The organism is Microvirga splendida, from assembly GCF_016427565.1.
Lineage (GTDB): Bacteria > Pseudomonadota > Alphaproteobacteria > Rhizobiales > Beijerinckiaceae > Microvirga > Microvirga splendida.
Window position 1 is genome coordinate 1 of record NZ_JAELXT010000006.1, and the last position, 24,224, is coordinate 24,224.

The window sequence follows — 24,224 nt, forward strand, 5'->3', positions numbered from 1 at the left end:
TGCTCTCGGTCCCGTCGGGCGATCTGCGGTGGTGTCCCGCTTCCTCCATTTGGCGACGGTCTTGGGGTTGATGCCATAGCGTTCGGCCAGGGCTCTCAGGCTCGCTTGACTATTTTGTATTGCTCGACGGATCGCCTCTGTCGTTGTGGCGCTCCCATGGAGAACTTGGCCCATAGCGCGTCCCTCCATCCTGAGGATAATATCGCACCATCAAACCCTGGGATCAAACAACCTAGAGAAGGGCAGGGCTGCGGGAAAGCTCCCAACGGTCCTTATCGTTGCGGGGCATCAGGCCCATAAGCTGCAAAGAAGACCCGCAGCGCGTTCTCCACGTTCTTCTGGATCTGGGCTTCGGTCGGCGGTTCGCCGACGGAAAAGAGCAGGCGGCGCAGCATGCCCGAGACGCAGAGGTCGAGGAAGTGCTGGGCGGCAACCCCGGTGTCCTCGATGGAGAGCCGCCCCGCTTCGACCTGACGGTCGAAATAGGCCTTGAGCCGCGCGATGCCCTGTGTGGGGCCGGCCTCATAGAAGGCTTGCCCCAGGCGCGGGAATTTCTCCGCCGCACCCATAACCATGCGGATCGAGGAGATATGCTCGGGCTTGCCCATGCGGCGCAGGTAGCTCAGGCCGAGCTGTCTCAGAACGCCGCGAACGTCGGGATCTTCCGGGTCGAGCTTGAACAGAACCTCCGCCAGGCCCCGTTTCTCCTCCGTCGTCAGAGCCTCGAACAGGCTCTCCTTGCTATCGAAGTAGACATAGAGCGTGCCCTTCGAGACGCCGGCAACCTTGGCGATCTCGCCCATGCTGGCGCCGTCGAACCCCTGCGCCAGGAAGACCTTGCGGGCGCCTTCCAGGATCTGTCGGCGCTTGGCGCTCTCGGCATTCTCCTCGGCGGCTGGGGAGACTTCCAGATCCCGAGCGCTGTCATGCACGGCGGTCATGGCTTCTAGTACTTTCTTCATTGTCCATTGACCGAACGGTTCGGTCAAATCATATATGGCAGGTGGACAACACAGATCAAGGCCTGTCTGGCAGTTCGATGCTTACGGATTCTGCAGGCCTTGCAGAGGTTTAACATGGCTTATCGGGAAGAGTTCGACCAGGGCGCGAAGACCGGCTCCGAAGGCGCCGTCGATACACCGGCGCGCCAGGCAGGGCAGGGTGCTCCCGTGGCGGCCGCGCCTCAGGCCAGGAAGAAGGGGCTCGGCAAGAAGCCCGTGATCCTCGCCGTCCTGGCTGCCGCTCTCGCCTTCGGCGGCTACGAGGGACACGAGTGGTGGACGAACGGCCGCTTCATGGTCTCCACCGAGGACGCCTATGTGCAGGCGGACATCACGATCCTGTCGGCCAAGGTGTCCGGCTATGTTCAGTCCGTCGCCGTCACCAACAACCAGAGCGTCAAGGCGGGCGACCTGATCGCCAAGATCGATGACGGCGACTACCGCTTCGCGCTTCAGTCGGCGAAGGACAAGCTCGCGACGCAGCAGAGCGCCGTCACGCGCATCGGCCGCCAGATCGAGGCAGGCCGCGCCGCCGTGGCGCAGGCCCAGGCGCAGATCGCCGCCGCGCAGGCCGAGGCCGAGCGCGCCGAGAGCGATTTCGCTCGCCAGCAGCAGCTCGCCCGCTCCGACTACACTAGCCGGGCCGCCCTCGAGAACGCCAAGGCCAACCGCGACCGAGCGCAGGCCAATGTTCAGAGCGCCGAGGCTGCGCTTGCCGCCGCCAAGGCGAATGTGGACGTTCTCGCCGCGCAGCAGGACGAAGCCGAGCGAGTGGCCGCCGAGCAGCAGACCGCCGTCGAGAAGGCCGAGCGCGACCTCACCTTCACGGAGATCCGCGCGCCCGTCGCTGGCGTGATCGGCAACAAGGCCATGGAGGTCGGCACCTATGTGCAGCCCGGCGCCCGTCTGGCGGCTCTCGTGCCCATGACCAGCGTGCATGTGGACGCCAACTTCAAGGAGACGCAGATCGCGTCCCTCAAGGTCGGCCAGAAGGTGCATATCGAGGTCGATGCCTTCCCGGATGCCGACGTGGTCGGCACGGTGGAGAGCGTCTCGCCGGCCTCGGGCGCCGTGTTCAGCCTGCTGCCGCCGGAAAACGCCACCGGCAACTTCACCAAGATCGTTCAGCGTGTGCCCGTGCGCGTCTCCGTCGATCCGGAGACCGTCCAGAAGGGCATCCTGCGTCCCGGACTGTCGGTGGTCGTCGACGTGGATACGCGCACCTCGGCCGAGCCTGAAAAGACGGCCAGCATCGAAGAGTAAGGAACCATGGCTGCATCGGCTGCCATCCCGAATAAGCTGCAGGGCTCCATGCCTGCCGCGAAGCCGGCGCCCGTCAGCGGGCGCCGGACCTTCGCGTTCTTCTGCATGGTCTTCGGCATGTTCATGGCGATCCTGGACATCCAGATCGTCTCCGCGTCGCTCGCCGAAATCCAGGCCGGCCTCTCCGCATCTTCGGAGGAAATCTCCTGGGTGCAGACGAGCTACCTGATCGCGGAAGTGATCATGATCCCGCTCTCGGGAACGCTCTCGCGCGTGCTCTCCACGCGCTGGATGTTCGTGATCGCGTCCGGCGGCTTCACCTTCATGAGCTTCATGTGCGCGACCGCCACCACCATCGATCAGATGATCGTCTACCGGGCCCTGCAGGGCTTCATCGGCGGCGGCATGATCCCGACCGTCTTCGCCTCGGCCTTCACGATCTTCCCGCCGGAAAAGAGGCCCGTGATCTCGCCGATCATCGGCCTCGTGGCGACGCTCGCGCCGACCATCGGCCCGACGCTCGGCGGCTACCTCACCGACCTGTTCTCCTGGCACTGGCTGTTCCTGGTCAACATCGTGCCGGGCATCCTGGTCACGATCTCCACCTATCTGCTGGTCGATTTCGACGAGCCTGATCTCAGCCTCTTCAAGAGCTTCGACTGGGCCGGCCTCGGCTTCATGGCGGCTTTTCTCGGCAGCCTGGAATATGTGCTGGAAGAGGGGCCTCTGAACGACTGGTTCCAGGACGAGCTGGTGCTGATCCTCACCGTCGTGTGCGTGGTCGGGGGCTTGGGCTTCTTCTACCGGGCCTTCACGGCGAAACAGCCGATCGTGGACCTGCGCGCCTTCGGCGACCGCAACTTCCTCGCCGGCTCGTCCTTCAGCTTCGTCATGGGCATCGGCCTCTACGGCCTGACCTATCTCTACCCGGTCTATCTCGGCAGCGTGCGGGGCTATTCGTCCCTGCAGATCGGCGAGACCATGTTCGTGTCCGGCGCGGCCATGTTCCTGACGGCCCCAGTGGCGGGTGTTCTGTCGCGCAAGATGGATCCGCGCCTCATGATGGGCGTCGGCTTTGCCGCTTTCGCGCTCGGCACATGGATGATGAGCGGGCTCACCAAGGACTGGGATTTCTGGGAGCTGTTCGTGCCGCAGGTCCTGCGCGGCTTCGGCCTGATGATCTGCATGGTGCCGATCAACAACATCGCGCTCGGAACCCTGCCGCCCGACCGGATCAAGAATGCCTCGGGCCTCTACAACCTCACCCGCAACCTGGGTGGTGCCGTGGGCCTGGCGGTCATCAACACGACCTTGAACGACCGCCTGGACCTGCACGTCCAGCGGCTGCGCGAGAGCGTGAACTGGGGCCGATCGACGGCGGTCGAGACGCTCAACGCCATGACCATGAAGTTCCAGTCGCTGGGCGCCGATGCCGGCACGGCTGCGATCAAGACCCTGTCCAACATGGTCCACCGCGAGGCGATGGTCATGTCCTTCGCGGATGTGTTCCTGCTGCTGACCGTGCTGTTCCTGGGCCTGATCCTCGCCCTGCCGTTCATCGAGAAGCCCCGCCCGGCTCCCGCCGGTGCCGGCGGCGGGCATTAGATCAACTTCCACGACCTCAGCCCGGCCATGTGCCGGGCTTTCCTTTTCATGGCAGTCGGAGATAGCCCTCCGCCGTGGCAGCAAAAGGATGCCGGTGGGTGAGGGCGGGCGAGCGGCGCAAAGGGTGGGGACGCGGGGCTTTTAAGCTGTTGTTCTCGCAGTCCAAACATCATAGTTTGCGCCCTGGTTTTTCTCCGACAGGTGAAGTTCAAGCATCTTGCCTCCTCCAACCCGTCAATCCGCTTCCGTCGGCGCCGTGCGCCGCTCCTTCGCCCCGTGGGCGAACCCCGATGCCAAGCCGCTCATCCGCTTCGAGAACGTCACGAAACGTTTCGGCGAGTCCACAGCGGTCGATCATCTCTCCCTGAACATCTTCGAAGGCGAGTTCTTCTGCCTGCTGGGTCCCTCCGGCTGCGGCAAGACGACCCTCATGCGCATGCTCGCCGGCTTCGAGACCCCGACCGAGGGCACGATCACCTTAGGCGACCAGAACCTCGCCGGCGTGCCGCCCTATCGCCGCCCCGTGAACATGATGTTCCAGTCCTATGCGCTCTTCCCGCACATGAGCGTGGAGAAGAACATCGCCTTCGGCCTCAAGCAGGACGGGATGCCCAAGGACCAGATCGCCGATCGGGTCGGTGAGATGCTGCGCCTGGTCCAACTCGAGAAGCTCGCGCGCCGCTACCCGAGCCAGCTCTCCGGCGGCCAGCGCCAGCGCGTGGCGCTCGCCCGTGCGCTCGCCAAGAAGCCCAAGGTCCTGCTCCTCGACGAGCCGCTGGGCGCCCTCGACAAGAAGCTGCGCGAGGAGACCCAGTTCGAGCTGATGGACATCCAGCACGATCTCCACATGACCTTCGTGGTCGTCACCCATGACCAGGAGGAGGCCATGACCATGGCCGACCGGATCGCGGTCATGGACCATGGCCGGATCGTCCAGGTCGCCACGCCGGGCGAGATCTACGAGCAGCCCAAGACCCGCTTCATCGCCGAGTTCGTCGGCGACGTGAACATCATCGAAGGCCATGTCCAGGGCCAGGAGAACGGCCTCTGGCGGGTGAAGACGTCTTCGGCCGAAGCGCCGCTCACCATCGACGATCCCGACGAGGTGCTGCATTCCGGCCAGCCGGTGGCCATCGCCGTGCGCCCCGAGAAGATGGTGATTCAGCGCGACCCGCCGGGGCCCGGCGCCATCAACGTGCTCACCGGCGAGGTGTGGGATATCGGCTATCTCGGCGACTGGACGGTCTATCGCGTGAAGCTCGCCAATGGCGAGATCCTGCGCGTGACGCGCGCCAACGCCTCGCGCTTCGTCGAGAGCCCCATCGACTGGGACGAGCAGGTCTATGTCACCTTCGCGCCGGATGCGGCGGTGATCCTGGCGGAATAGCCATGATGGATCGCTCCCTCACGCGTCGCCTCACCGCCGGCCTCGTGCCCGCCGTGCCGTATCTCTGGCTCGGCCTCCTCTTCCTCGTGCCGTTTCTCATCGTCCTCAAGATCAGCCTGTCGGATCCGGCGGTGGCTCAGCCGCCCTACAAGCCCGTCTTCGAGTGGAGCGACATTTCAGGCTTCCTCGGTGGCCTCGATCTCGAGAACTTCACCCTGCTGGTCGAGGACGACCTCTATTTTCGCGCGACGCTTTCGTCGGTGCGCATCGCCGCCGTCTCGACATTGCTGCTGCTGATCGTGGGCTTTCCCATCGCCTACGGCATGGCCCGCGCGCCGGAGCGCTACCGGTCGCTCCTGGTCGCGGCGATCATCCTGCCGTTCTGGACGAGCTTCCTCATCCGCATCTATGCCTGGGTGGCGATCCTCAAGCCCGAAGGCCTGCTCACCCAGGCGCTCATGGGCATCGGCCTGATCTCGGAACCGCTCGACATCCTGAACACCGAGACGGCGGTCTATATCGGCATCGTCTATGCCTATCTGCCCTTCATGGTGCTGCCGCTCTACGCGACGCTGGAGAAGATGGACGACACGCTGCTCGAAGCGGCGCTCGATCTCGGCTCCACGCCCTGGCGCTCGTTCTGGACGATCACCGTGCCGCTCGCCATGCCGGGCATCATCGCCGGCTCGCTCCTGTGCTTCATCCCGGCGGTGGGCGAGTTCGTGATTCCCGATCTGCTCGGCGGCTCGGAGACCCTGATGATCGGCCGGCAGCTCTGGAGCGAGTTCTTCTCGAACCGCGACTGGCCGCTCGCCTCCGCGGTTGCCATCCTGCTGCTCATCGTTCTCGTCGTGCCCATCGTGATCTATCGCGATGTGGAGGCCCGGCGCGTGGAGGCACGCCCATGAACCGGCGCCTCAGCGTCTTCAACGTCACCTCTCTGGTGATCGGCTTCGCGTTCCTCTACCTGCCGATCCTGCTTTTGGTGATCTATTCCTTCAACGCCTCGCGGCTCGTGACCGTGTGGGGCGGCTTCTCTACGCAATGGTACGGCGCGCTGTTCCGCAATGAGGCCCTCATCGACGCGGCCTGGGTGACGCTGCGCATCGCGCTCCTGTCCGCAACCCTCGCGACGATCCTCGGCACCCTCGCGGCGCTTGCGCTCACCCGCTACGGGCGGTTTCCCGGGCGCACCCTGTTCACCGGCATGGTCTACGCGCCCATGGTCATGCCGGAGGTCATCACCGGCCTGTCGCTGCTGCTGTTCTTCGTGGCCGTCGATTTCGACCGGGGCTTCTGGACCATCACGCTCGCCCACACCACGCTCACCATGTGCTTCGTCACCGTGGTGGTGCAGTCGCGCCTCATGACCTTTGACCGGTCGCTGGAGGAGGCCGCGATGGATCTCGGTGCGCCGCCCCTGCGCACCTTCTTCTCGGTGACCTTGCCGCTGATAGCGCCCTCCATCGTGGCGGGCTTCCTGCTCGCCTTCACCCTGTCGATGGACGATCTGGTGATCGCGAGCTTCAATGCGGGCCCCGGCGCCACCACGCTGCCGATCAAGATCTACAGCGCGGTGCGGCTCGGGCTCTCGCCCGAGGTCAATGCGGCTTCGGCCATCCTGATCGGGATTGTGACCCTCGGGGTGATTTCAGCGACGCTGCTGAGCAAGCGCTCGGTTCTGCGCTCGCGCCGCAACGCTCACTGAGCCGTGGCCTGCGGGCCCTGCTCGCCGACCGGGGCGCGCTGCGACGGGAAGAGCGGCTTGGCGGCGCCCGACCGTTCGATGAGGGAGCGCACCTCAGGCATGATGGCCACATTGTCCCAGTCGCCGGTGACGTCGAAGGCGAGGGCGGGGGCTTGCCCCGCCGGCGCATCGACGGGCGCAACACCCGCCGTGACCTGGAGCGTGCGGTCGACCAGCAGCACCTGACCGCGAAGACGGGCCTGAACGGCTTTCCCCTTCAGCTTGCCTTCCACGATCTGGCCGACGCCGTCCTGCACCACGATCTGGGCCTCGGCTTTGTCGAAAGGCGTGCGGCCGCCTTTCCAGTTCAGGGATGCGAGGAGAGGCCGCTTTTCCACGCGGCGAAGAGCATCCTCGAGGTTAATCCCCACCAGCTCTCCGTCCGTCAGTTCGATCGAGGAGCGGCCTGCCGCCTGACGGATCACGTCCGCAGGGTTCCGGCCATGCCCGTCGAAGCTGAACTGCCCCCGGGCACGGCCGGTGATCCAGCGCGGCTCGCCGGCCGCGGCGAGGAAGGGGGCGATCTTCACCCCCGAGAAAGATCCCTGGCTCTTGAAGTCGACGAGGCCGTCGTGAGCCGCCAGCGACAGCCGCCCTTTCAGCGTGCCGTCATAGAAGTCGGCACGCCCGATGGAGGCTTCGATGCTGTTGGGCTGAACGAGCACGCTCGCCGCCATGTCATCCAGGCTGAGGCGCCCGAGCCGGGCGGTTGCGGCCGAGAGGCGAAGGTCGAGATCGGCCCCGGTTGCGCGCGTCAGGTCGATGGCCTCGCTGCTCCACGAGCCTTCATGGGTGCGGGCCTGGTGGAACGGGGCGAAGAGGTCGGACAGGTTGAGCTTGTCGGCCGCGAGGGTGCCGGCGATGACGGGCCGCTCTGCATCGAAGCGGACGCCCAGGGTGCCCTCCAGCTGGTCCGACCCCAAGGTGATGGACACCGCAGGCCAGGACAGGCGACGGCGGTCCATGGAGAAATCGCCGCTGACGGAAACGGCATGCAGCAGGGATCCGAAGGGAAGACCCATTCCGCTCCAGCGGGTGAAGTCACGCACCGAAGCCATCTTGATGGTGCTTTCCCCTGTGATGCGCGGCGCGTCTCCGAGCTGCGCCTCGCCCTCGGCCTTGAGCCGGGAGCCTGACGCGGAAAGGGTCAGGGAAAACGGGCTGATCTTGTTGGAGGCGAGCAGGTCTGGGAAGATCGAGGCCTGCTCCAGGAGAACGACTTCCTCCCGCCAGGCCGCCGAACCGGACATCGTCAAAGGTTCGGACGGATCGGCCCAGCGGATGATCACGTCGAGCCTGTCGAGGTCGGCGTTCTTCAGGTCCGTCCATCGCATCGAGGATTTCGTCACCACGAGCCGGCGTGCGCGGGTCTCGGTGGAGCGGTCCTTGAAGATCGCTGCCCAGTTGGCGGCCTTGAGCTTCTGGGCCGACCCGGTGATGCGGGTTTCCGTCAGGTCGAAGTCTGACAGCTCGATCCGTCCGAAGAGCAGCGGCAGGAGGCGAAGCTCGCCCCGCAGGGTGCCGCCCTCGGCTCTCAGCGCCCCGTCCGGAAATTCGAGGGCTACGTTCTCGAGCTTGACCCGCGGAATGGGCAGCACTGCGAAGGTGCTCCGGCCCCTGACCGTCATGTCCAAACCGTAGCGGCTCCTCACATGCTCCCTCAGTTCCGCCGACAGGCCGCCTCCGGGCAGCGTCCAGGGGGAGGCCGCCGTCCCGAGAACGGCAAGCGAAATCAAGGCGATGAGGAGGACAACGCGGCGGGACATGGAATAATGTTGTAAACCTTGAGCGCTGCCTCGCAAGCGGTGAAGAGGAGATGTCCTCAGGGCAGGGCCGACTTCATGAATCCTTCCATATATCCATACGAAGGGATTGTCTAAATTGAGGCCAAGTTGCAGGGTGGCCGCCATTCGAACCGCGACACTTCGAACGGGCCGGCACCGGCCCACAAGGAGAGGATTTGATGGATAAGGTTTACAGCGACGCGCGCTCGGCGCTGGCTGGCCTGGTCAAAGATGGCATGACCATCATGGCCGGGGGCTTCGGTCTCTGCGGCATTCCTGAGGCACTGATCGAGGCCATTCGTGATTCGGGGGCGAAGGACCTGACCTTCATCTCCAACAATGCGGGCGTGGACGGGGTCGGCCTCGGCCGCCTCCTGGAGACCCGCCAGATCCGCAAGATGATTTCGTCCTACGTGGGCGAGAACAAGCTCTTCGCCCAGCAGTACCTCTCCGGCGAGCTGGAGCTGGAGTTCAACCCGCAGGGCACGCTCGCCGAGCGCATCCGCGCCGGCGGCGCCGGCATCCCGGCCTTCTACACCAAGACCGGCGTCGGCACCCTCATCGCCGAAGGCAAGGAAGTGCGCGAGTTCAATGGCGAGAAATACGTCATGGAGACGGGCCTCTTCGCCGACATCTCGGTGGTCCATGCCTGGAAGGGCGACACGGAAGGCAACCTCGTCTACCGGAAGACCGCCCGCAACTTCAACCCGATGATGGCCACCGCCTCGCGGATGACCATCGCCGAGGTCGAGCATCTGGTACCGGCCGGCGAGATCGACCCGGATTGCATGCACACCCCGGGCATCTTCGTGAAGCGCATGGTGCATGTGCCGAACCCGGCCAAACACATCGAGCAACGCACGACCCGCAAGCGCACTGAGTCGGCAGTGCCGGCGGGCGCAGGGGAGGAAGTCTGATGCCTTGGACCCGTGAACAGATGGCCGCCCGCGCGGCCAAGGAGCTGCGCGACGGCTTCTACGTGAATCTCGGCATCGGCATTCCGACGCTGGTGTCCAACTTCATCCCCAAGGGGATGCGCGTGCAGCTCCAGTCGGAGAACGGCATGCTGGGCATGGGCCCGTTCCCCTTCGAGGGTGAGGAGGATCCCGACCTGATCAATGCCGGCAAGCAGACCATCACGGAGCTGCCGACCACGAGCTATTTCTCGTCCGCCGATTCCTTCGGCATGATCCGCGGCGGCCATATCGACCTGTCGATCCTGGGCGCCATGCAGGTGGCCCAGAACGGCGACCTCGCCAACTGGATGATCCCCGGCAAGATGGTGAAGGGCATGGGCGGCGCCATGGACCTGGTGGCGGGCGTCAAGCGCGTCGTCGTGGTCATGGAGCACGTGGCCAAGGCCAAGGACGGCTCGGAGGACCCGAAGCTCCTGAAGGAGTGCAATCTGCCGCTCACCGGCACCGGCGTGGTGGATCTGGTGATCACCGACCTGGGCGTCTTCTCCATCGACAAGAAGGGCGGCTCCGGCATGACTCTGATCGAACTCGCCGATGGCGTGACGGTCGAGGAGATCAAGGCCAAGACGGCGGCGGAGTTCAAGGTCGATCTGAACGGCAGGCAGTCGAACGCGGCTTAAGAATGCTCACTTGTCATCCCCGGCGGTCCGCAGGACCAGGAAGGGGATCCATGGTGCTGAGCCTGTGAGTGGATTCCCTTCCCCTCCGCTGCGCTCCGGCCGGGAATGACACTGGAATGGAAAAGCGGCCCGGAAGGGCCGCTTTTCTTATGGGCTTTCATTGCCTGAAATGCTGATGGCGTCTGCTGCTGCTCTCGGCCGAGCCTCGGCGCTGCGGACCAGCTGGATCACCGGGACGAGGCCGACCAGCACGATCACGAGCGCAGCGAGCGATCCGTCCTCGAAGCGGCCGCGCGAGGCATAGGTGTAGACGAGCGTCGAGAGCGTTTCCGTATTGAGGGGGCGCAGCAGCAGGGTCGCGGGCAGCTCCTTGATGCAGTCGACGAAGATCAGCAGGGCGGCGCTTGCGAGCGCCGGCCGCATGAGCGGGATCTGGATCTTCCAGACCATCTCGCGGCGGGAGGCGCCCAGCGTCCGAGCCGCATCCTCGAGGCTCGGGGACACGCGATCGAGACCGGCCGCAAGGGAGCCCGTCGCGATCGACAGGAAGCGGATCACATAGGCGATGATGATGCCGCCCGCGGCCCCCATGAGCAGGAGGCCCAGGCGCTCGCCGGTCAGGTGGCGCCAGAGCGTGCCGATCAGGTTGTCGAAGCCGACCAGCGGCGTCATCAGGCCCAGGGCGAGCACGGTGCCCGGCAGGGCATAGCCGAGGCCTGCGGCAAGGAGCGCTCCCCGGGTCAGGGAGGTCTTGGACAGGCGGGCGGCCGAGACCAGCAGGACCGCAAGGGCCAGAACGATCAGGGTCGCGACCACCGACAGGCCGATGGTGGTCATGAAGTGGGCGAGGAAACTCGCATCGAACTGCTCGACGAGGCCGCCGCGAAGGGTCTCGCGCAGCAGGAACCCGGTCGGTAGGATGAAGCCCATGAGGACGGGCAGGGCGCAGAGCAGGGACGCCGTCCAGGCGCGTCCGCCGGCGAGAGGAACGGGATGCACCGTGCGGTGGCGCTTCGGCGACAGCGCATAGCGCCTGTCCCGGCGGCCGTAGCGCTCGATCAGGATCAGGCCGACGACAAAGGCCAGCATGACGCAGGCGATCTGCGCCGCGCCCGCGAGGCTGCCCCGGTTGAGCCAGGTGTTGTAGACGGACACCGTGAGGGTGCGCACGCCGAGATACTCGCTCGCGCCGATGTCGTTGAGGGCCTCCAGCAGCGCCAGCGACAGGCCGACGGCGAGCGCCGGGCGGGCAAGCGGCAGCGCGATGATGCGAAAGAGCTTGATGCGGCTTGCGCCCAGGGTGCGCGCCACCTCGAGCATGCTGGCGCTCTGCGTCAGGAACATCGCCCGCGCGGCGATGTAGATGTAGGGGTAGAGCACCACGGACATCACGAGGATGCAGCCGGGCAGGGACCGGATTTCCGGAAACCAGTACTCGGACCGCGACCTCCAGCCCATGACATCGCGCAGGGCCATCTGCACGAGACCGGCGGAGTCGAAGATCTCCACATAGATGTAGGCCGTGATGTAGGTCGGCACGGCAAGCGGCAGCGGCAGGAGCCACACCAGGATGTTGCGACCGGGAAACCGGTGCGCAGTCACGAGCCAGGCCGTCGTGATGCCCATGGAGCCGGCCACGACGGCGACGCCGGTGAGCAGGGCGAGCGTGTCGATGGTGCTCGCCGGCAGCACATTGGCGATGAGATGCGGCCAGATCTCCGCATCGCCCTCGGCCGCTATGCCGATGAGGGCGCCGACGGGCAGGAGAACGAGCAGACCGACAGCGGCCACGGCGGCGGAGAGCCACCCTGGGATGCGCTTTGCCTTCGTCTGGGACGGGAAGCCGATTGCGGTCTGGGTTCTGGAGGTCACGGTCAAAAAGGAAATGGCGCCACCGTCGCCGGCAGCGCCTCTCTGAAAGGGGAGAGGCGGCTTAGAGCATCGGCCCCAAAAGTGGAAAGCACTTTTGGGACCCAGCCGATGCTCACTTCCTTAGAAGCGCATCGTACGGCGCGAAAAACCGGGTCCACTTTTTCGCACGATGCGCTGGAGCCGCCCCTTGTCTTATTGGTCGAAACCAACCTTGTCGACCAGTTCGCTGGCCTTCTTGCGGAGCTTCGCGATCTCGGCGATCGGAATGTTGTCGGCCTTGAGCTCGCCGAAGGACGCGATGGTCGGGTGGATCTTGATGCCGGCCTTCACCGGGTACTCGGAATTGGCCTCGGCGTGGATGCGCTGGGACTCGTCGGAGACCATGTACTCCATGAACTTCAGGGCGTTATCTTTGTTCGGAGCGTTCTTGGCCAGAGCGAGGCCGGAGACGTTCACGTGCGTCCCGCCGCCCTCGAAGGTCGGGAGGATGACTTTCACGGCCTCGCCCCACTTCTTCTGCTCCTCGTCCTTGCCGTTGAGCATGAGCGAGACGTAGTAGGTGTTGCCGACAGCGATGTCGCAGACGCCGGCGAGGATGTCCTTGGCCTGCTCGCGGTCGCCGCCCGAGGGCTTCTTGGCGAGATTGGCCTTCACGCCCTTCAGCCATTCCTCGGCCTTCGCCTCGCCCTTGTGGGCGATCATCGCGGCGATCAGGCTGATGTTGTAGAGATGCTGGCCGGAGCGGATGCAGACCTTGCCCTTCCACTTGGGATCGGCAAGCTCCTCATAGGTGATTTTGTCCTGCTTCACGCGCTCCTTCGAGGCGTAGACGACGCGGCCGCGCAGGGCGATGCCGAACCAGTGGCCCTCGGGATCGCGATAATCCGCCGGGATGACCTTCTCCAGCGCTTCGGACTTCACGGGCTGCGTCACGCCGTAGTCCTTGGCGGCCTGAAGGCGGCCAATGTCCACCGTCAGGATCAGGTCGGCCGGGCTGTTGGCGCCCTCGGTGCGGATGCGCTCCTCGAGGCCGTTGTTGATGAAGATCGTGTTGACCTTGATGCCGGTCTCTTTGGTGAACTCATCAAGAACAGGCTTGATCAGGCCGGGTTCGCGGGTGGTGTAGATGTTGAGCACTTCCTCGGCCGAAGCGGAGAGGCCCGAACCTGCCAGAGCGCCGAGGGCGGCCGCACCGAAGAGCAGTCCGCGCGCAAACGAGATGTTCGCCATCATAGGGTCCTTCAGAATCGATTACGGGCGGCGTGGTGCCGTATCCCAGTGATGCTGCAAGAACCATGATCGATCTTTGCGGTCAATCAAAAAGCGAACGAAATCAATAACTTATAAGAGTTCTAAACTGCCGGCTCTTTAAAGGCTTTCTAAGCTGAAGCGGCTCTCCGGACCGGCTCGACCTCGGGCAGGGCCGCACGAAGACGGGAGATCTCCTCCTCCATCTTCTCCATGTTGGCGAACAGCCGCTCGCTGGTGAGGCGCAGGAAGTAGAAGCCGAATTGCGGGTTCTGGAAGTAGAGCTGGCGCACCTCGTCGTAGGAGATGCTCAGGACCTCCCCGGCCTCGATGCATTCGAGGGTCTGCGTGCGGGTGTTGTCGGGGGAGAGAAAGCCCATCTCGCCGACCACCTGACCCTGGACCAGCTCGATGCCCATCTCCTTGAGGCGGTAGCGTCCGGAAATCGTATAGAACATGCAGGTGGCCACATCGCCCTTGGCGAACAGCACCTCGCCGGCCTTCGTCCTGCTACGGGTCATGAACGGCTTGAGCCATTCCATGGACAGGTCGCTCTTGGAGGCCTGCTTCACGCGCCTGATCAGGCCCAGCATCTGGTAGAGCCGCACGCTGTTGATCGGCAGCAGGATCAGATTGGCCACCACGCCCGGGATATTGCCCAGGTAAGCGGCGACGATCAGGGAGCATATATTGGCTCCGATCCCGATGCAGCGCAGCGGGATGATCGTCTTCATCGCGCAGCCCGCGATCGCGAGAGCTGCCCCCAGCCAGCCGATGGCCTCAACCCAAGTCATGGACCAAGTCATGGAATCTCGCCCGCATTCTTATATCCCGTAAGGGCATATACCATCGGAATAGGAATCTGCGCCAGCTACGCATTGGCGCAGTGTCGAAGCTCCAAAAGAGGATGCTCTGCGCCGGGGCAGGGAGGCCGGTCGTCGGGGGATCAGGGGCGGGGAGAGGCGGCCCGGCCCGGCACGCTGAGCGCCCGGCGCTGGGTCGTCGTGTCGGTTCGCGGGCGGACGGCACCGCGCCGCGCTGCTTCAGCGGACACGGACGGCGGGGGCGGAACGGGGTCGCGGGGCAGGACGCCGACGGGGGCCGTGGATGCAACGCAGCCGCCGAGGGCAACGCCGAGAAGAAGAGCGGCAGAAACGAATACGGTAATGCGCATATCTTGCTCCACAGGAATCGCTGCAGAAGCTAGACCATACGCAAGGGAAGTCGAGTCCTGTTCAAAGCATGAACGCTGCGCCTGAGGCTTCCCTGGAGAAGCGCGATGCTCTCCTGAAGCGCGCATCGTCGCGTGCGGAAGAGCGGGTCCACTTTTGCGCACGATGCGCTATTTATGGATCATAGCCTTGAGAGGGGCCCATGGACGATTGCTACCGCTTGCAGGGTTTGACGCCGTCGCTGACGGTGAAGGCGGGGAGCCGGATCGTGGGAGGCCTGATCCTTCTGGCGGTCTGCGCGGGCCCGGCCGCGGCCAAGTGCCAGGACCCGCCCGCTCCCGGGGCCGACTGGTCCGGATGCTCCAAGGCCCGCCTCGTCCTGACGGGCGAGGATCTGACCGGAACCATCTTCCAGCGGTCCTTGCTGACATTGAGCGACTTCGCCTCGTCGAGGATGGCTGGTGCCAACCTGAGCGAGACCGAAGTGAGCCGGACCCGCTTCGAGGGGGCGGACCTGTCGCGCGCCGACTTCACCAAGGCTCTCGGCTGGCGCGCCAATTTCGGTCAGGCCAGTTTGGCCGGCACCGTATTCATCTCGGCCGACATGAGCCGTTCGAACTTCGCCCAGGTCAAAGCCGCAGGGGCGAACTTCAACAAGGCCGAGCTGAACCGGTCCGATTTCAGCGGTGCGGACCTGACTGGAGCCAACCTGTCCAAGGCCGAACTCGCCAGGGTGCTCTTCCAGAGCGCCAAGCTGACGGGAGCGGATTTCAGCTATTCCAACCTGTCCCGGGCTCGCCTGAACGGGCTGGATCTTCAAGGCGCGAATTTCACCGGGACATACATGTTCCTGACCCAGATCGGCGGTTCGGACCTGAGCGGGGTATCGGGCCTGACCCAGGCCCAGGTCGATATTGCCTGCGGGACGGAGCAGACGAAGCTTCCGGCCGGTCTGTCCCAGCCGAAATCCTGGCCCTGCAAGGAAGAGGAGGACTGATCGCCCGGCCTTTGCTGAAACCAAGCCCGAGCGTGGCCGTTGACCCGCTGAGGGACGTTCCGAGCGGAAGCCGGGTGCCTGTTTCCTAATCTTCCTTGTCCCTGAAGGAGTGCGTTCGATTTGACCACGCTCAAGGAATTCGAGGATGCCCTGCGCGAGCAGGGAATGCACATGGCTCTCGCTATTCTGCAGAAGCTTCGGGAGCGGGACCGCACCAAGCGATCGGTCGCGCCCGCACGGCGCATCGCCGGGCGAAAGATGACCCCGGAACTGGCCAGGCGCATCCTGGAACTCCACGCCACGACCGAGATGACCCAGCAGGAGATCGCTTTCGAGCTCGGCGTCAACCAAGGCCGGGTCAACGAGGTGATCAAGCGCGGCAAGTGGCTGGACGACAACCCGGCGGCTCCCGAGGCCATTGCGCGGGACAAGGCCAAGGCACGGATGGCCGGTCCGGATCATCGCAAGCAAGCCAGGAACCGCGAAGTCAGGACCGCCGCGTCTTCCGACAAGAAGCGCCCGAGCCCGAGGGCAGGCAATCAGGCACAATTGCTGCTGGGCGACCTGTAGTATTACGGGGATGCCGAGGCGAGACGTCCAGAAAAAACCCCGCCCAAAGGGCAGGGTTGAGTGATCTCCTCGCCTTCGGTTGTCAAGCCGAAAACATGAATATTAAGTCATGCAAGATTAGTAATGTCAATCGAATATAAAGGAATAATTAAGAGACTTATTTTCATTTGCTTTTGATAATATTCTTCTCATCAGAGGTGGTACTACTTTTTTGCCTCTTGAATACATATCGTTTTGTGAAGTGTTGCCTTTTTTCAATAGTTTTCCCCTGGGCAAGGAGCGTAAGTTTTCTCCGTGGATCCTCACACTAAGGGGTTACGGTCATGAGAAAGTGCGTACTTAGCCTCCTGACAGGGGTTGCCAGCGTGACGCTCGCTGCAGCCGCTGCCTCCGCTGCGGACCTTCCAGCCCGCGAAGCACCGCCTCCACCTCCGATCATCGCGGCGGCCCCGATCTTCACCTGGACCGGCTTCTACGGCGGCTTGAACGCCGGCTGGGGCTGGCGCGGGGACGATGAGGAAACCGTTGTTCTCGGCGGCGCAACTCCCGGAACCCTGGTCTTCCCGGACAGCGGAGACGGCGGTTTCACGGGCGGCGGCCAGATCGGCTACAACTATCAGATCGGCTCATTCGTGATCGGTCTCGAGACCGACATTCAGTGGGCGGACACCGGCGACGCCGAAGACGTCAGGTTCTTCCCGGCCGGTGCGCCCGGCACCTTCGTGCCCGGTGAATTCAACAACGACCTGTCGGATTGGTTCGGCACCGTTCGCGCCCGCGCAGGCGTCGCGTTCGACCGCGTCCTGATCTACGCCACAGGTGGCCTGGCCTACTCGGACGACACCACCGGCTGGGTTGCAGGCGGCGGCGTGGAATGGGCGTTGCCGGTGAACTGGTTCGGCTCCTCGGCCGTCACCTTCGGCATCGAGGGATTGTGGCTCAGCTTCGACCGGGACGATGACGACTTCAACGGCGTGGTCGGCACGTTCACGCCTGCCGGCGGAGGGGCTGCCATTCCTGTGGTCGCGCCCTCTGGACGGGACGATGAGAACGACTTCTTCGTCGCCCGGGCCAAGCTGAACTTCAAGTTCGGCACCTTCTGAGGCACCTCGAACTACTGCCAAGGGGGTCCGGGGCAACTCGGACCTCTTCTCGTCTTCAGAACCTGCAAGAAGGCTAGAGAATCGTGCGGACCCAGCGGGCCGCGCTACTGAAAAGTGGATCCGGTTTTCCGGCCACACGATGCTCTCATCCAAGAAGAAAGCATCGGATTCGATCCCAAAAGTGCAAGTCCACTTTTGGGTCCGATGCTTTAGGGCAGAGAGTCTCGGCGGGAAATTGGCCGCGACCCGTCCTTGAAGGATCTGTGGTCGCGGCCCCGGCCCGTAGTTGCCCCCACGGGAAGCTCAGCTCTAGACCGCGAAAAGGTGACTTCATTGAGGCGCGGTTTTGGGCATAAAAATTTTCTAAAAAAGTTTGGAACTAACCTTCGAACAGCGCGTTTATAGGCATCTCCGGTCATTTTTGCCCCTACGGCCGGACACCTTAGAGCACCCTTCGGGGTGCTCTTTCTTTTTGTAATCCCTTATCTTTTCCGGATTTTTCGAATCACTTCCGAGCTTGAGCTTATGAACTGCGAGTCAGGCGTTCAAGGCATCTGAGCTTGGCTGTCCTTGCATTAGCGCAAAGCCGGCTTGCCGAGATGAAAGCGAGGCAGGTCAGTCGTATCTGCGCTCGTCCGCAATGACCTTTCCATCGTTCGGCAGGTCCCCGGGCGAGGCGAACACGACGGCTCCCTTCAGCTTTGCGACGCTCTGCAGGGTCGCCGCGACTTCAGCGGCCAGATTGTCGCTCGGCGCAGCGGTCTCGGCCGCGAGCGTCATCACGTCCGTCTCGCCCTCGCGGGTGACGACCAGGCGCAAGCGCCCCAGCTCGGGATGACGGCGGCCGACCTCCGCCACCTGCTCGGGGCGCACGAACATTCCCTTGACCTTGGTGGCCTGGTCGGCCCGGCCCATCCAGCCCTTGATGCGCATGTTGGTGCGCCCGCAGGGGCTCGCGCCCGCCATGACGGCGGTGAGATCGCCGAGGGCCAGGCGAATGAAGGGGTGATGTGGGTCGAAGGTTGTGACGACGATCTCGCCCACGTCGCCCTCCGGCACCGGGTCGCCGGTTCCCGGCCGGACGATCTCGACGATGATGTCCTCGTTGACCATGAGCCCTTCGCGGGCGCGGGTCTCATGGGCGATGAAGCCGAGATCCGCCGTGGCATAGGCCTGATAGGCCTCGATGCCCCTTGAGGAGAATTCCTCCTGGAGCGATTTCGGGAAGGCTGCGCCCGACACGAGCGCGCGCTTGATGGAGGAGATGTCTCGTCCACCGGCTGCTGCGCCGTCGAGCAGGATCTTGAGGAAATCGGGCGTGCCGCAATAGGCCACCGGGCGATAGGCCTCGATCAGCTCGAACTGCTGTTCGGTGTTGCCGGGCCCGGCCGGAATGACAGCGCAGCCCAGGGCTCGTGCGCCGGAATCCATGATGAAGCCGCCCGGCGTCAGGTGATAGCTGAAAGTGTTGAGCACCACGTCGCCCTGCCGGAACCCGGCGGCGAACAGGCCGCGCGCAGACCGCCACGGATCGGCCACAGCCGGTTCCGGCTCGAAGATCGGTCCGGGCGAGGTGAAGAGGCGGCCGAAGGATCCCGGCTGGCCGGGCACGAAGCCGCCGAAGGGGAGGGCGGCCTTCTGCAAGGCCGGCAACTCGGCCTTGCGCAGAACGGGGAGGGTTGCGAGCGCTTCGCGGCTTGTGATGCCGGCTGGATCGATGCCGTTCAGGCGCTCCGCATAGGCCGGAGCCTGCACCGCGCGCTTCAGAAGCTCCGGCAGCCGCGTGAAGAGTGAGGCTTCCCGCTCGGCGGGATCACGGGTCTCGAGAGCGTCGTAGTGGTCTGCCAAGAGCATGTCCCTCGTTCAACAGGCTGCTGCTTTTAGGGACATCGTCGGCATGACCCGACGATGTCTTCAACTGGCGTTTCATGGTCGCGCAGGCGAAACGTTATGCGCGAGCCATATGCACGTTCGAGATCGATGCCTGCAGCGGATCGGGCCCGAACCGGTTCGGCCCGACGGTGCCGCGCTGGCAGAAGAACACGATCAGCACGATGGCGCCGACCACCGGAATGAGACCAATCAGGAGCCACCAGCCCGACTTGTCGGTATCGTGCAGGCGGCGCACGCCGGCGGCGATGCCGGGGACCAGAAGACCCAGGGTGGCGACCAGGTAGAGAAGCGGGATGTCGCCGAAGATCACGGAGTCCAGAACACTGGCCACGATGTTCGCGATCACCATGAACAGGAAGAAGTACCAGTACTCCGAGCGCTGGGCGCGCCCCGAGAAGGTGGCGTAGTTATTGAGACAGGTCTTGATCGCTTGAGAAAAGTCCATTGATGCCCCCATATTGAGATGCCGTGAGATCAGCGCTCACGAGAGCGGACCGTAAGAAGATCAATGACGTAGCGTCAAGTGCGGCGCGGCACATCGCGCTTCACGCCAGCCAGCGCTTGCGGCGCTTGTAGCTCTTCACCTCACGGAACGATTTGCGGTCCCCCTCCGACACGCCGAGGTAGAATTCCTTCACGTCCTCGTTCTCGCGCAGCATCTGTGCGGGCCCGTCCATCACGACGCGGCCGGTCTCGAGGATGTAGCCGTAGGTGGCGTATTTCAGCGCCATGTTGGTGTTCTGCTCCGCGAGCAGGAAGGACACGCCCTCCGTCGCATTGAGCTTGCGCACGATCTCGAAGATCTCCTCCACGATCTGCGGCGCAAGACCCATGGAGGGCTCGTCCAGCAGGATCATCGAGGGCTTGGACATCATGGCGCGGCCGATGGCGCACATCTGCTGCTCGCCGCCGGAGGTGTAGCCCGCCATGGAGGTGCGCCGCTGCTTGAGGCGCGGGAAGTATTCGTAGATCGCCTCGATGTCGCGCCGGATGGCGGCATTGCCGTCCTTGCGCGTGAAGGCGCCGGTGAGCAGGTTCTCCTCGATGGTGAGGTGGCCGAAGCAGTGGCGGCCCTCCAGCACCTGGATGCAGCCGCGCCGGACGAGTTCGTTCGGCGAGAGCTTGTCGACCCGCTCGCCCTTGAACTCGATCGAGCCCTTCGTCACCTCGCCGCGCTCGGCGTGCAGCAGGTTGGAGATGGCCTTGAGCGTCGTCGTCTTGCCGGCGCCGTTCGCGCCGAGGAGCGCCACGATGCCCCCCTTGGGCACGGTGAGCGAGACGCCCTTTAGCACGAGGATCACGTGGTCGTACACGACCTCGATGTTGTTGACCGTGAGGACGGTTTCGGCAGGAGCAGGCTGCAGGGCTGCGGCGGTCATGACAATCTCCTGGCCCTCTCCTTGATCGCAGGAGAGGGTGGAACGGCTTGAGGCGGGAGAGGGCTGCCGAAAATCGAGCGTTTCCCGCTCCCGTCCCAAGTTGACACCTGGGAAACCCTCTCCCGCTTCGCGGGAGAGGGGCTGTGGTCTTAGCTCTGGTTGTCGCAACGCTCGGAGCGCTTGGGCCAGCCGGGGTTCTTGTCGGCATAGTCCTTCGCTGCGGCGTCGAGCTGGGCGCGGACCTGCTCGGTCATCGGCTTGATGGGCTCGGAGATCTTCACCCACTTCGAGCCGTCCCATTCCTGCATGAAGGCCGCACTGTGGCTGTTGTGGTCCGTGCAGGTGAGGGTCATCGGGTCCGTGAACCCTTCGAGGCCCAACTCCTTGAGACGAGCCGGATCGAGCTTGATGTTCTCCATGCCGCGGCGCACATCCTCGCCGGTCACGACCTTCTTGCCGGTGAGCTTCTGAGCCTGTGCGATGCCTTCCGCGATCAGCAGCGAGTTGTAGATGCCGCGGTTGTAGAGAAGCTCGCCGACCTTATCCTTGGGGGATTTGGAAAGGCCCTTGTCGACCACGTGCTTCTGGATGTCCTTCAGGGCAGGGTAGTCCGTGCCGACCGCATGCCAGTTCAGCATCTTGAAGCCCTTGGCGCCTGCGCCGCCCGCACGGGCGTCGTCCTCACCCGGCCACCAGACGGAATAGAACTTGTCCATCGGATAGCCCGAGCGGACCGCTTCCTTCACGGCCGCGCCGTTCATGGCGCCCCAGCCCCACATGACCATGTAGTCGGGACGGTCGCGGCGCACGCTCAGCCACTGGGACGACTGGTTCTGCATGTCCTGGGCGGCGACAGGGTAGAGCGCCACCTCGAAGCCGTACTGCTTGGCGAGTTCCTGGAGCAGCGGGATCGGCTCCTTGCCGAAGGCGGCGTCGAGATGCAGGAAGCCGATCTTCTTGCCCTTCAGCTTCTCCAGTCCGCCTTCCTTCTCGCCGATGTACTTGATGATCATCGACATGCCGTCCCAGTAGGTGGCCGGCGGGTTGAACACCCAGGGGAAGATGTCGCCGCGGGCCGAGGCCGAGAGGCCATAGGCCATGGACAGGATCGGGATCTTGTCCACGGAGGCGCGCGGGATCAGCGGCAGGGTGATGCCGGTGGACCACGGGTTCACGATGACCGGGTTCTTGCCCTTCACGGACTCATAGCATTCCACACCCTTCTTGGTGTCGTAGCCGGTCTCGCACTCCTCGAGCACGAGCTTGACGCCGCCGATGCCGCCATCACGCTCGTTCAGCATCTGCAGGTAGTCGTGCATGCCGTCGGCGATGGGAATGCCCGAGCCGGCGAAGGGGCCCGTGCGATAGGTGAAGAGGGGAACATAGACCGAATCCTGCGCGAAGGCAGGCAGGGCGGTGCCGGCGAACAGCGTCGCGGCGACTAATCCAAGACCAATTTTGCGAAACGACATTTTTGCGTTTCCTCCCGTTGTTGTCCGGCATCGCGCCGGAGGTTCGCAGTTCCCGTCTCCTTGTGGCCCGCCGTCAGTAGGGGAACGGCCAGACCAGGAGCTTCTGTTTGCCAATCTGCCAGAGCCGCGCGAGGCCGTGCGGTTCGACGATCAGGAAGAAGATGATGAGCGCGCCCACGATCATGAAGCGCAGATGCTCGATGACGTCGGCCCCCACCGAGATGCCGAAGGGCGACAGCATTGCCGGCAGCACGATGCCGAGCACGATCGGCAGGATGAAGATGAGCGCCGCGCCGAAGAACGAGCCGATGAGGCTGCCCAATCCGCCGATGATCACCATGAACAGGATGAAGAAGGACTGGTTGATGTTGAAGACGTCGTATTCCGCGCCGCCGTACCAGAGGAAGACGAGGAGCGCGCCGGCGACGCCGCAGTAATAGGACGAGACCGCAAAGGCCAGGAGCTTCGTCTGCAGCGGGCGGATGCCCATGAGTTCCGCGGCCAGGTCCATGTCGCGGATGGCGATCCACATGCGCCCGATGCGGCCGTGCACGAGGTTCGAGGCGAGCCAGGTGAGCAGGATCACGATGGTCAGCACCACGAGATAGCGCGTCTGCGGGGTCGCGGTGGCGCCGATGATCGGAATGCCGAACAGGGTGCGCAGGGGCGCCTCGAGAGCTCCCGAGACGTTGTAGTTCACCAGCCACGGAATCCGAATGAAGCACCATTGCAGGAAGAACTGCGCCGCGAGCGTCGCAACCGCGAGGTAGAAGCCCTTGATCCTGAGCGACGGCAGGCCGAAAAGGGCCCCGATGGCGGCGGAGAAGAATCCCGACATGAGGATCCAGACGATGACGTTCACCTCGGGAAAGGCGGTCATCAGCTTGTAGCAGGCATAGGCGCCCACGCCCATGAACGCGCCGGTGCCGAGCGACAGGAGCCCCGTATAGCCCGTGAGGATGTTGAGCCCGATGGAAGCGAGCGAGAACACCAGGAAGGGGATCAGGACCGCCTGGAGGAGGAAGTCGTTCCCCAGGAAGGCGAGGGCATAGGCGGCAACGATAATGAGGCCGATCCCGATCCTGTCCTGGCGCAGGGGGAAGATCGCGCTGTCGGCGACGTAGTTGGTCTTGAACTGGCCGGCCTCGCGGTAGAGCACTGACAAATCCCCTTAAATGCGTTCGATGATCTTTTCGCCGAACAGCCCCTGCGGCCTGTAGAGCAGGAAGAGCAGGGCGATCACGTAGGCGAGCCAGGTCTCGATGCCGCCGCCCACGAGAGGGCCCCAGTAGAACTCGCCGAGCTTCTCGCCGACGCCGATGATGAGCCCGCCGATGATGGCGCCGGGAATGGACGTGAAGCCGCCGAGAATGAGCACGGGCAGCGCCTTCAGGGCGATGATCTGGAGCGAGAAGGACACGCCCGCGCGTGCGCCCCACATGATGCCGGCGACGAGCGCCACGATGCCGGCGGCGAACCACACGATCACCCAGATCTGGTTGAGCGAGATTCCGACCGAAAGGGCCGCCTTGTGGCTGTCCGCAACGGCGCGCAGCGCCCGGCCGATGCGGGTCTTGGAGAAGAACACCGCCAGCAGGCCGATCATGATCGACGCGATTACGGTCGCGGCGATGTCGAGGTGCTGGAAGCGCACGAAGCCGCCCAGCATCTCGACCTCCGTCGTGCCCCGCGGCAGGTAGAGTTCGCTCGTGATCATCTCCTTGGGGTTGCCGCCGAAGATGAGCTCGCCGAAGCCGATGAGGAAATAGGTGAGCCCGAAGGTCGCCATGAAAAGAATGATGTCGGGCTGGTTGACGAGCGGGCGCAGCACCACCCGCTCCACCACGACGGCGAGAACGAGCATGATGAGCACCGCGAGGATGAGCGCCAGGAAGGCCGGCACGCCTGCCTCGTAGAGACCCACCAGGGTCAGGGCCGCGAACACGACCATGATCCCTTGAGCGAAGTTGAACACACCCGAGGCCTTGAAGATGAGCACGAAGCCCAGCGCGATCAACGCATAGAGCACGCCGGAGACGAGCCCCTCCCAGAGGGTCTGGATCAGGAGATCCGGCGCCTCGCCCATGAAGACGAAGGGCTCGATGAAAATCTTATAGAGAATGTCCATCGCCCG

At 64.2% G+C, this 24,224-nt stretch carries 23 protein-coding genes; 10 read left to right on the forward strand and 13 right to left on the reverse strand.

Annotation, left to right across the window (positions count from 1 at the left end; genetic code table 11):
• Both JAO75_RS07905 and JAO75_RS07910 read right to left on the reverse strand, forming a co-directional pair.
• Window positions 1–174: helix-turn-helix domain-containing protein (locus tag JAO75_RS07905; RefSeq protein ID WP_199048109.1), on the reverse strand; the 174-nt coding region annotated here is incomplete at its 3' end.
• 98 nt (window positions 175–272) lie between these two features.
• Complete coding sequence (locus JAO75_RS07910) at window positions 273–941, reverse strand: TetR/AcrR family transcriptional regulator (RefSeq protein ID WP_199048439.1); 669 nt, start codon at window positions 939–941, stop codon at window positions 273–275.
• 135 nt (window positions 942–1,076) lie between these two features.
• Here JAO75_RS07910 and JAO75_RS07915 point away from each other — a divergent pair, with 135 nt between their 5' ends.
• From JAO75_RS07915 to JAO75_RS07935, 5 genes are all read left to right on the forward strand, one after another.
• On the forward strand, window positions 1,077–2,264 hold the full coding sequence (locus tag JAO75_RS07915; RefSeq protein WP_199048123.1) for an HlyD family secretion protein: 1,188 nt from the start codon (window positions 1,077–1,079) through the stop codon (window positions 2,262–2,264).
• 6 nt (window positions 2,265–2,270) lie between these two features.
• On the forward strand, window positions 2,271–3,869 hold the full coding sequence (locus JAO75_RS07920; RefSeq protein WP_199048125.1) for a DHA2 family efflux MFS transporter permease subunit: 1,599 nt from the start codon (window positions 2,271–2,273) through the stop codon (window positions 3,867–3,869).
• 217 nt (window positions 3,870–4,086) lie between these two features.
• Window positions 4,087–5,256, forward strand: a complete 1,170-nt coding sequence (locus tag JAO75_RS07925) for an ABC transporter ATP-binding protein (protein WP_199048127.1) — start codon at window positions 4,087–4,089, stop codon at window positions 5,254–5,256.
• 2 nt (window positions 5,257–5,258) lie between these two features.
• Window positions 5,259–6,164, forward strand: a complete 906-nt coding sequence (locus JAO75_RS07930) for an ABC transporter permease (RefSeq protein ID WP_425523166.1) — start codon at window positions 5,259–5,261, stop codon at window positions 6,162–6,164.
• Window positions 6,161–6,964: an ABC transporter permease gene (locus JAO75_RS07935; protein ID WP_199048128.1), complete on the forward strand. Its 804-nt coding sequence runs from the start codon at window positions 6,161–6,163 to the stop codon at window positions 6,962–6,964. The genes JAO75_RS07930 and JAO75_RS07935 overlap by 4 nt, the downstream gene beginning before the upstream one ends.
• On the opposite strand, the gene JAO75_RS07940 is transcribed toward JAO75_RS07935, so the two are convergent.
• On the reverse strand, window positions 6,958–8,769 hold the full coding sequence (locus JAO75_RS07940; RefSeq protein ID WP_199048129.1) for an AsmA family protein: 1,812 nt from the start codon (window positions 8,767–8,769) through the stop codon (window positions 6,958–6,960). The two genes, JAO75_RS07935 and JAO75_RS07940, sit on opposite strands and share 7 nt — an antisense overlap.
• A gap of 197 nt (window positions 8,770–8,966) precedes the next feature.
• Between JAO75_RS07940 and JAO75_RS07945 the strand changes: the two genes are divergently transcribed.
• Together JAO75_RS07945 and JAO75_RS07950 are read left to right on the forward strand one after the other, a co-directional pair.
• Window positions 8,967–9,704: a CoA transferase subunit A gene (locus tag JAO75_RS07945; protein ID WP_199048130.1), complete on the forward strand. Its 738-nt coding sequence runs from the start codon at window positions 8,967–8,969 to the stop codon at window positions 9,702–9,704.
• On the forward strand, window positions 9,704–10,384 hold the full coding sequence (locus JAO75_RS07950) for a 3-oxoacid CoA-transferase subunit B (RefSeq protein WP_199048131.1): 681 nt from the start codon (window positions 9,704–9,706) through the stop codon (window positions 10,382–10,384). The genes JAO75_RS07945 and JAO75_RS07950 overlap by 1 nt, the downstream gene beginning before the upstream one ends.
• Window positions 10,385–10,531: 147 nt before the next feature.
• Here JAO75_RS07950 and JAO75_RS07955 read toward each other — a convergent pair whose 3' ends face one another.
• The 4 genes from JAO75_RS07955 to JAO75_RS07970 form a co-directional block, all read right to left on the reverse strand.
• Window positions 10,532–12,256 carry an ABC transporter permease gene (locus tag JAO75_RS07955; RefSeq protein ID WP_343234573.1) on the reverse strand — a complete coding sequence of 575 codons (1,725 nt, stop codon included), beginning with the start codon at window positions 12,254–12,256 and terminating at the stop codon, window positions 10,532–10,534.
• A 192-nt stretch (window positions 12,257–12,448) separates the two neighbouring features.
• Window positions 12,449–13,489, reverse strand: coding sequence for a Fe(3+) ABC transporter substrate-binding protein (locus JAO75_RS07960; protein WP_199048132.1), 1,041 nt, complete (start codon window positions 13,487–13,489; stop codon window positions 12,449–12,451).
• 146 nt (window positions 13,490–13,635) lie between these two features.
• The gene (locus tag JAO75_RS07965) at window positions 13,636–14,298 is read right to left on the reverse strand and encodes a Crp/Fnr family transcriptional regulator (protein ID WP_199048133.1); all 663 of its coding nucleotides are present in this window, start codon (window positions 14,296–14,298) and stop codon (window positions 13,636–13,638) included.
• A 152-nt stretch (window positions 14,299–14,450) separates the two neighbouring features.
• On the reverse strand, window positions 14,451–14,678 hold the full coding sequence (locus JAO75_RS07970; protein ID WP_199048134.1) for a hypothetical protein: 228 nt from the start codon (window positions 14,676–14,678) through the stop codon (window positions 14,451–14,453).
• Between the two features lie 200 nt (window positions 14,679–14,878).
• Between JAO75_RS07970 and JAO75_RS07975 the strand changes: the two genes are divergently transcribed.
• The 3 genes from JAO75_RS07975 to JAO75_RS07985 all read left to right on the forward strand — a co-directional run bounded on the left by JAO75_RS07975 (window position 14,879) and on the right by JAO75_RS07985 (window position 17,346).
• Window positions 14,879–15,673 carry a pentapeptide repeat-containing protein gene (locus JAO75_RS07975; RefSeq protein ID WP_199048135.1) on the forward strand — a complete coding sequence of 265 codons (795 nt, stop codon included), beginning with the start codon at window positions 14,879–14,881 and terminating at the stop codon, window positions 15,671–15,673.
• 120 nt (window positions 15,674–15,793) lie between these two features.
• Window positions 15,794–16,243: a sigma factor-like helix-turn-helix DNA-binding protein gene (locus JAO75_RS07980; protein ID WP_199048137.1), complete on the forward strand. Its 450-nt coding sequence runs from the start codon at window positions 15,794–15,796 to the stop codon at window positions 16,241–16,243.
• A 365-nt stretch (window positions 16,244–16,608) separates the two neighbouring features.
• Window positions 16,609–17,346, forward strand: coding sequence for an outer membrane protein (locus JAO75_RS07985; protein WP_343234574.1), 738 nt, complete (start codon window positions 16,609–16,611; stop codon window positions 17,344–17,346).
• A gap of 615 nt (window positions 17,347–17,961) precedes the next feature.
• Here JAO75_RS07985 and JAO75_RS07990 read toward each other — a convergent pair.
• From JAO75_RS07990 to JAO75_RS08015, 6 genes are all read right to left on the reverse strand, one after another.
• Window positions 17,962–19,194: a phenylacetate--CoA ligase family protein gene (locus JAO75_RS07990; protein ID WP_199048141.1), complete on the reverse strand. Its 1,233-nt coding sequence runs from the start codon at window positions 19,192–19,194 to the stop codon at window positions 17,962–17,964.
• A 100-nt stretch (window positions 19,195–19,294) separates the two neighbouring features.
• Complete coding sequence (locus JAO75_RS07995; protein WP_199048143.1) at window positions 19,295–19,684, reverse strand: DUF805 domain-containing protein; 390 nt, start codon at window positions 19,682–19,684, stop codon at window positions 19,295–19,297.
• 100 nt (window positions 19,685–19,784) lie between these two features.
• The gene (locus tag JAO75_RS08000; RefSeq protein WP_199048145.1) at window positions 19,785–20,618 is read right to left on the reverse strand and encodes an ABC transporter ATP-binding protein; all 834 of its coding nucleotides are present in this window, start codon (window positions 20,616–20,618) and stop codon (window positions 19,785–19,787) included.
• A gap of 149 nt (window positions 20,619–20,767) precedes the next feature.
• Window positions 20,768–22,090: an ABC transporter substrate-binding protein gene (locus tag JAO75_RS08005; RefSeq protein WP_199048147.1), complete on the reverse strand. Its 1,323-nt coding sequence runs from the start codon at window positions 22,088–22,090 to the stop codon at window positions 20,768–20,770.
• A gap of 73 nt (window positions 22,091–22,163) precedes the next feature.
• Window positions 22,164–23,249, reverse strand: a complete 1,086-nt coding sequence (locus JAO75_RS08010; protein ID WP_199048149.1) for an ABC transporter permease subunit — start codon at window positions 23,247–23,249, stop codon at window positions 22,164–22,166.
• 12 nt (window positions 23,250–23,261) lie between these two features.
• On the reverse strand, window positions 23,262–24,218 hold the full coding sequence (locus JAO75_RS08015; protein WP_199048151.1) for a branched-chain amino acid ABC transporter permease: 957 nt from the start codon (window positions 24,216–24,218) through the stop codon (window positions 23,262–23,264).
• Window positions 24,219–24,224 lie beyond the last annotated feature (6 nt).